This is a genomic window from Arthrobacter cheniae, assembly GCF_003602275.1.
GTDB lineage: Bacteria > Actinomycetota > Actinomycetes > Actinomycetales > Micrococcaceae > Arthrobacter_D > Arthrobacter_D cheniae.
Genome location: NZ_QZVT01000022.1, coordinates 1 through 6,421 on the forward strand (window position 1 = coordinate 1; position 6,421 = coordinate 6,421).

General features: G+C 65.1%; 5 protein-coding genes. 2 read left to right on the forward strand and 3 right to left on the reverse strand.

Annotation, left to right across the window (positions count from 1 at the left end; translation table 11 throughout):
- The 3 genes from D6T63_RS18670 to D6T63_RS18680 form a co-directional block, all read right to left on the reverse strand.
- Window positions 1-499: AfsR/SARP family transcriptional regulator (locus D6T63_RS18670; protein WP_235830871.1), on the reverse strand; the 499-nt coding region annotated here is incomplete at its 3' end.
- Between the two features lie 178 nt (window positions 500-677).
- Window positions 678-1,580, reverse strand: a complete 903-nt coding sequence (locus D6T63_RS19965) for a hypothetical protein (protein ID WP_235830872.1) — start codon at window positions 1,578-1,580, stop codon at window positions 678-680.
- 232 nt (window positions 1,581-1,812) lie between these two features.
- Window positions 1,813-3,849, reverse strand: a complete 2,037-nt coding sequence (locus tag D6T63_RS18680) for a fibronectin type III domain-containing protein (RefSeq protein WP_182977128.1) — start codon at window positions 3,847-3,849, stop codon at window positions 1,813-1,815.
- 582 nt (window positions 3,850-4,431) lie between these two features.
- Here D6T63_RS18680 and D6T63_RS18685 point away from each other — a divergent pair.
- Together D6T63_RS18685 and D6T63_RS18690 are read left to right on the forward strand one after the other, a co-directional pair.
- Window positions 4,432-4,686, forward strand: a complete 255-nt coding sequence (locus D6T63_RS18685) for a hypothetical protein (RefSeq protein ID WP_147394452.1) — start codon at window positions 4,432-4,434, stop codon at window positions 4,684-4,686.
- 204 nt (window positions 4,687-4,890) lie between these two features.
- Window positions 4,891-6,421, forward strand: a 1,531-nt coding sequence (locus D6T63_RS18690; protein ID WP_120150837.1) for a multicopper oxidase family protein, incomplete at its 3' end; no start/stop codon positions are given.

Below are 6,421 nucleotides of genomic sequence, written 5' to 3' on the forward strand. Positions count from 1 at the left end.
CGAGGAGCGCGGTTTCTGCGGCCAGCACACGGGCATGACCGACCCGCTCTGCATGCAGGGCCCGCTCCTCTTCGGCCCAGGCCGGTAGCAGTTCGTCCCCGAGTAACTGAGCCGAAGCAAGCTCGAGTGCTTCGGTGAGCAATGGCAGTGCGGCCGGTGGCGCTGCCACGCCGGCCAATCTGGTGAGGGTATGAAACCGGTTCAGATCGAGATCCACGATCGACGGTTCGATCACGTAGCCGCCCGTGACGGTGCGCAGGGGGCCTGCCCGGCCGGCTCCTGGCTGCAAACGCCGTCGGAGGACGCTGACATAGCTTTCAAGGGTAGGCAGTGCGCCTGCTGGAGGATTGCCGTTCCACAGGAGATCGATCATTCGGGTCTTCGAGACCGCGGAACCGAAATTCAGGAGGAGGATTTCCAGGACCTGACGGGGCTTCGGCCCACCCAGGTCGTTCGCGTTCAGGGTGGTGTTCCCGCGACGAATTGAAAGTGAACCCAAAACCTTGATCTGAAGTGCCGACGACTGTCGGGACGCTTCGGAAACATGAGCCAGATTAGTTGCTCTTTCCACCAATTTTAATGCAATCACGTTGTCTTGTCCCAATGAACTCGCTACCGTGCCTCACGACATTAAAAGCAGGTGAAAGCTGAGTGTGCACGAGTAGTTGATACTCGGTTTATACCAGGCGGCTTCCAAGTAGTTTGAGCCAACACTCTTGGTCTAGGTACCACTGCTCGCCGTTGACCTTAACAGCGGCGACGGTGGTGGGTCCGGCAGGGCCTGACTGCAGGGGCCCGTTCGGGCAGCCACCCATTCCGGGGCCACCCAACTCGCCGAACTCGGCAATGGTGAGGCCCTGCCGGTTGGCGTCAATGTCCTCCTCCTGCCAGGCCATGGCGCGCGCACCGCCGGCATTGGCCGCCAGCTCGGCTGCGGCTGTTTCGTCGAAGATGTAGGTGGCGGTGAAAGTGTCGGGGCCGTCGACACCGAATTCAAGGCTGGAGCTGTACCCCTCATCGGCGGTCAGCGGTCCGGCAACTGCTCGGACGTCGCGGCGCCCGATACTGGTGTCCTTGAGGGCGGGGTCGATGACGCGTTGTTCCATCTGAGCCCTATTGACCCCGGCCCCGACATGACCCCTCACCGTCACGGTATTGCCGTCCAGGACGGAGTTGGCCGTGACGTACGTGTCCTGGATCAGGGTGGAGCCGGCCTCGGTACCGGCGAACTTGATCGATACGGTGTCTCCGGGCCGGATGTCGGGGGTGACCTTCAGGCCGCGGAGCTTGCGGCCGAAGCCGGCGTCCATGCCGAGACCGGCGCCGAGGTGCACCTGGAAGCCCTCGACGTAGCGGCGCGAGACCGTGAACGGCTCGACGGGGGAGAGGCTGAGGTAGCCGCCGTTCTCGGCGTCGAGCAGGGCGGCGAATGCTGCCGGCATGCTGATGTCGGGCAGCGGCAGCCCGTCGATGCGGCCGCCACAGGCGGCCAGCTCGATCGTCCGGCCGTGGCCGCCGATCGCGTAGGTGCGGAGGTCGGCGTACCCGCCGGCGTCCCGCTCGTCGAAGGCCGAGGTCATCGGCTCCCCGTCGCGCTAGTGGAGCTGGTCGGTTCCCAGCTGGGCGGTCGGCTCGGTCCTCTTGGGGACCAACCTATGGAGCCGTCGAAGCGCCCGGACCACCAGTGGGTAGCCGTAGGCCGGGTAGTCCTGGCCTACGGCCTCCCGTTGTCGGGGCGGGCGGCCCCGGGCACGCCGAAAGGCGGGCTCCGAGGAGGAGCCCGCCTTCCGGGGGTGCGGTGGTGCTGTGTGATTAGCTGCCCAGCGTGAACGGAGCGCTGACTCCCAGCTCCTTGCCGCTGCCGTCGAACAGCTTGGCGACGATCTGGCCGGGGTTGGTGGTGCCGGTCAGAGCGGTGCTGCGGAACCGACCGTCGAAGGTGGAGCCCGTGGCGGGAGCCACCGCGGCGACCAGTGCGGCCGGGCCGGCGTACACGGTGCTGTAGGTGCCGTCAGCCGACTTGCGGTAGAACCGGACGACGCTGGAGGTCAGGGCCGGCTGGTCGGTCGTGCCCTGGATCCGGGTGTCGGCGTTCTTCCACCGGCCGCTGGTGATGGTTACCTTGGCCGAGGCCACCGGAGTCGTCGCCGTCGCGGCAGCCGAGGGGTCGCTCGACGAGGTGCCGTAGAGCGCCTTGACTGTGAACGAGTGCTTCGTGTTCGGCGCGAGCCCCGAGATGACCTGGTTAGTGTCGGTGGTGACCGCGGGCTGCGTGGGCAGCACGGCCGTCGTGCCGTCGGCGTTCACGGTCGAGGCCTCGACCTGGTAGCCAGTGACGGGGGTGCTGCTACCACTCGGCGCGACCCACTTCAGCGACACCTGCCCGATGCCCGCGGTGGCGGCGAGACTCGTCGGGGCGTTGAGCACCTGAGCGCCTGCTGGCTTGTAGAAGCCGATGGCCTGCTTGGAGATGTTGCCGGCGCGGTCGATGGCCACGGCGTGGATCTCGGTCAGTGCGGTGATGGCGATCGGGGACTTGTAGAGCTGGGCGGTGTCGCCGGGCAGGTCGCCCAGGACAGCCTCGCTGCCGTCGGTGGTGAAGTACACGTCGGCCGCACTCTCGGAACCGAGGGTGACGCTGGAGGCTTCGACGGCGGTCTCGGCCGTGTCGCCCGACGCTGCCGGGTCGATGGTCAGGTTAGGCGCGGTCTGGTCCGCGGGGAGCTCGCCGGTGCCCGTGGTGGGAGCCTGCTCAAAGGGGTCACCCATCTTCGCACCCGCCATGGAGCGGACCTCGACGTCGTAGCTCGCCACCGACGGATCGACCGTCAGGGTCGCACCGGTGGCGGTCGCGCCCACCCGGGCGCCGACGAGCGTGCCGTCGGACTTGAGGGCCTCGACGTTGTAGTTCGTGACGGCGGGCGTACCCGGGACGGTGTCAGCCGGTGTCCACTTGACGGCGAGCTTGGTCTTGTCCGCAGAGCGGGTCACGCTGTAGCTGGACTTCGGCGGGGCCACGTCACCAGGGCCAGCCGGGCAGCCGCCCATGCCGGGGCCGCCGAGCTCGCCGAACTCGGAGATGGTCAGGCCCTGACGGTTGGCGTCGCCGTCCTCGACCTGCCAGGACATGAACCGCTCGACCTGCGTCGCGGCGGCGATCTGTGCCGCCTTGAGCTCGGTGAACTCGAAGGTGGCGGTGAACTTGCCGTCGGCCATCTCCAGGTTGGAGGAGTAGCCTCCCTTCGGCGCGGGCGTCAGGCCGCCGGCGACGGCGCGCACGTCGCGGCGGCCGACCTCAGCAGTGAGGTCGGGGTTCACGATCCGGACCTCGGCCTGGCCGGTGATGACGTCGGAGCCGTAGGTGCCCTCGACCGTCACGATGTTGCCGCTGAGTGCTGCGTGGGTGGTGGCGGTGCCGGTGCTGGTGGTGGTGTCACCGCTGGCGCCGTCGGCGAACTTGATCGAGACCTTGTCGCCCTTCTGAATGTCCGGCGTAACGTTGAGGCCGGTACCGGCACCCCAGCAGACCCCGCCCGGGTGGTTGATCTCGAAGGCGACGTCGCCCTCGGCCACGGTTCCCACCGCTGAGCCGACAACCTGGGTGCCGCGGTTCACGGTGACCGTGGCCGTCTCGCCGATGTGGTCCTGGTAGCCCTCGATCGTGACGAAGTCTCGGTCCGGGAAGACCACGACGTTGTCCGGAAAGGCCGGGACGGCCGCATTGGCGGCCGGAACGGCCAGGAGGGACGTAGCGCCGAGGACGGCGGAGACTGTCGCGACCATCGCAGTCCGTCCGAAAGCCTGGCCGCGGGACTTCGATTGTCCCGGTTCGTGTAGTGCAGATTTCATGACAACCTCACTGAGCCTCATTGCGTGAGCAAGGGGTTCACGCATGGTCACAAGCTAGGACGCCCACCTTCAGGAAATGTTGGGCACGGGTCCGTCTGGCACCGCGATTGGGCCGAAGACAGCATCGCTGGTCCCTCTTAAGCACCGGTCAACTTGTGTGTTTCTAGGGCTTCCTAGGACTTCCTAGGGTTTCCCTAGGGACTCCTAGGAAGACTGGCCGGCATGTTATCGAAAGCTTCCCCCGGCCCCACATCGATGCGTAGTTCCTCAGAACTGGAGCGTTCGCCGTCGCCGTCGCATTCCGCTTCACCGTCGGGTTCCTCGGGTTTGCCTGGTCCCAGGTCGAGGTGGGGTCGTATCCGGTTTCTTGTTCCGGTTGTCCTGTTGATGATGGTGGGGGCAGTGGTTGCGGGGGTCCTGTTGGCTGCTCCGCGGACGCCCCCAGCCTTGCTGGGTGCGTCGGCCACCGTCGATGGTGGTCTTGCACGTATCCAGGGGGTAATACCAACAGAGACCGACGGGTGGACGCCTCCCCCACCTTCGGCTGCGCTTGCTGATCCGGCCGGTGATGGCGCCCATCGTGTGCGGATACTGCTGGAGCTCACCGCGATGGAGGAGGACGGTTTGTCCTTTGACCCGTCGGAGTACGCCGTTTCGGCCCTGGGCGATGGGACCTGGAAGCCGGTGTGGTTTTCTCCTGCTCCTTCGGCGGCTCGCCAGGGGCAGACCATCGACGCGGTGCTCGTGTTCGAACTCCCGGATCGGGCCATCGATCTAACACTGAAACTGCCAGGAGGACCCGGGCTGTCCCTCGGCGAGGGACACCACCGCGGGTGACAAGCACAGGGCTGTCATCTGCGGTGTGGGGTACTACCTCGGGCTGATCAGCGCAGGCGTTCCCTGGGTGTTGAGTGCGGGTGTTATTTCCTTAGGGTTTGCATGGGTGTTTCTAGGGGTTGTCCAAGAATCTGCGGAGTCAAGTGCATGAATTCCCCAACGTGAGTGCGGGATGGTCAGGTTACCAACCAAGGGAGACCAGCCATGTCAACTTCACGCCGCCAGGTCCTGCTCCTGGGGGGACTCGGAGTCCTTGGCGCAGGTGCTGCAGCATTGCCGACGCGGTCAGTAGAGGCAGGCTCGGCTAGCCAACTCGATCCCAGCCAGATGCCGCGTCCCTTTCGGGTCCCCTTCGTTCAGGCACCGATCCTCGAGCCATCGAGCAGGGGTATCGATCCGGCGGACGGGGCACCGGTCAACTACTACCGGTTGACGGAAAAGGCCGCTGTGGCCAGCATCCTGCCGCAACTGACCACACCTATCCTCGGCTACAACGGTTTGTTCCCGGGCCCGACCATCAGCCTGGACCAGGGAACGAAAGCCGTCCTGAGAATCCGCAATCAGCTCCCGGCCCAACATCCGCGGGACGGACACGCCCTCTCGACGTCCACCCACCTCCACGGGTCCGCGTCATTGCCGCAGTACGACGGTTACGCCAGCGACATCACGAATCCGGGGTTCTACAAGGATTATCGTTACCCCAATTTCCAGCCGGCCCGCACGCTCTGGTATCACGACCATGGCGTCCACTTCACCGCTCAGAACGCGTATTCAGGCCTGGCAGCGCAGTATCACATGCACGATCCCCTCGAACGGCAGCTGTTGCCGCAGGGCCGCTACGACGTCGCCTTGACCGTCAGCGATGCGATGTTCGCCGAGAACGGCTCGCTGGGCTACGACGACAACTCCCACTCGGGGCTCTGGGGAGATGTGATCCTGGTCAACGGAAAACCCTGGCCCGTGATGAAGGTACAGAAGCGCGTGTACCGGTTCCGGATCCTGAACTGCTCCATCTCCCGCTCCCTGCGGCCAACGCTCAGCACCGGCGCCCCCCTCATCATGGTCGGTACCGATGGCGGTTTGATGCCGGCAGCACAGAGCGTGGCGAACTACCGCCACGCCGGAGCGGAGCGGTACGAGGTTTTGATCGACTTCCGGAAGTACACAACCGGGCAACGGATCGAGCTCCGTAATCTTTCCAACAAGAACAACGTGGACTACGACTTCACCAACAAGATCATGGCGTTCGACGTGACCGACGAACCGGTGGACACTACGGACCCGACCTGGAACAGGATTCCCACCACACTGGTTGGCAGCGAAGCCATGTCGCTGACAGCAGGCCAGGCCGTAAGAACCCGCAGGTTTGCAGTCAAGCGCGGCAACAGCCTGTGGACCATCAATGACGACAGTTGGCAGGACGTGATCGCCAGCGGATATAAGAAGGTTGTCGCCGATCCTGCCCTGAATGCGGTGGAGATCTGGGAGATCGAGAACAGTTCGGGCGGCTGGTTCCACCCGCTGCACATCCACCTGGTGGATTTCCAGATCCTCAGCCGCAACGGGCGTGCCCCCTTCGCCTACGAGCGAGGTCCGAAGGACGTGGTGTACGTAGGTGAGGGCGAGACTGTTCGGCTCCTCATGAAATTCGGTCCTCACCAGGGTGTCTACATGATGCATTGCCATAACCTGCCGCACGAGGACCACGACATGATGGCCCAGTTCCGCGTCGGCT

Coding starts and splice junctions, on each gene's coding strand:
- D6T63_RS19965 (WP_235830872.1), bottom strand. CDS start 1,580: ATGACCTCGGCCTTCGACGAGCGGGACGCCGGCGGGTACGCCGACCTC.
- D6T63_RS18680 (WP_182977128.1), bottom strand. CDS start 3,849: ATGAAATCTGCACTACACGAACCGGGACAATCGAAGTCCCGCGGCCAG.